Here is an 805-nt window from a genome sequence, read left to right as displayed (position 1 = left end):
TGACTTTAGAAGAACTTTATTGCTGTGTCGATGATTTTTGCCAAAAATTTATTCCGCTTTGGGAACAACAACTTATTGAAAACAAGCTGCTTAAACGCCATCGCACAACCTCCTTGTCCCTCAGTGAAGTGATGACCATCCTGATTTTATTTCACATGAGCCATTATCGTCATTTCAAAGCCTTTTATACGGAACATGTGCAACAATTCCTTACCGCTGATTTTCCCGGCTTGGTGAGCTATAACCGAATAATCACATTGAAGAAAAGAGCCCTTATTCCTTTATGCGCTTTCCTTTCTTCACGTAAAGAAAAATCACAGGGCATTGCCTTTATCGACTCCACCAAAATCGCCGTTTGCCACAATGTTCGTATTCCCCGGAATAAAGTTTTTGATGGCGTTGCCCAACGGGGGAAAACCAGCATGGGATGGTTTTATGGTTTTAAACTTCATTTGGTCATTAATGATTGTGGTGAGCTTTTATCCGTTAAATTAACCCCAGGCAATACGGATGACCGCGAACCCGTTAAGGAATTGGTGAAGGGATTATCCGGGCATTTGTATGGTGATAAAGGGTATTTATCACAGGCGTTATGCGATGAACTGAAAGAGGAAGGCATTACACTCATTACCAATGTTCGCCGTAATATGAAAACGAAGTTTTTGTCACTTTGGGATAAGGTAATGTTAAGAAAACGATTTTTAATAGAAACCGTCAATGATCAATTGAAAAATATTTCTCAGATAGAACACTCAAGACATCGGAGTGTTGTCGGCTTTTTGTTGGAGGTCGTATCAGGCTTAAT

1 protein-coding gene is annotated in these 805 nt (G+C 40.0%); it reads left to right on the top strand.

Annotated features, from left to right (window positions below; all coding sequences use genetic code 11):
- Positions 1-805 (top strand): IS982 family transposase (locus tag PSI15_RS18240; RefSeq protein ID WP_273584758.1); only part of this gene is annotated, 805 nt, incomplete at both ends.

Source organism: Xenorhabdus sp. PR6a (genome assembly GCF_028599065.1).
GTDB lineage: Bacteria > Pseudomonadota > Gammaproteobacteria > Enterobacterales > Enterobacteriaceae > Xenorhabdus > Xenorhabdus doucetiae.
Note: the sequence above shows the minus strand (reverse complement) of the source record. Positions and strands in the feature narration are given on the sequence as shown.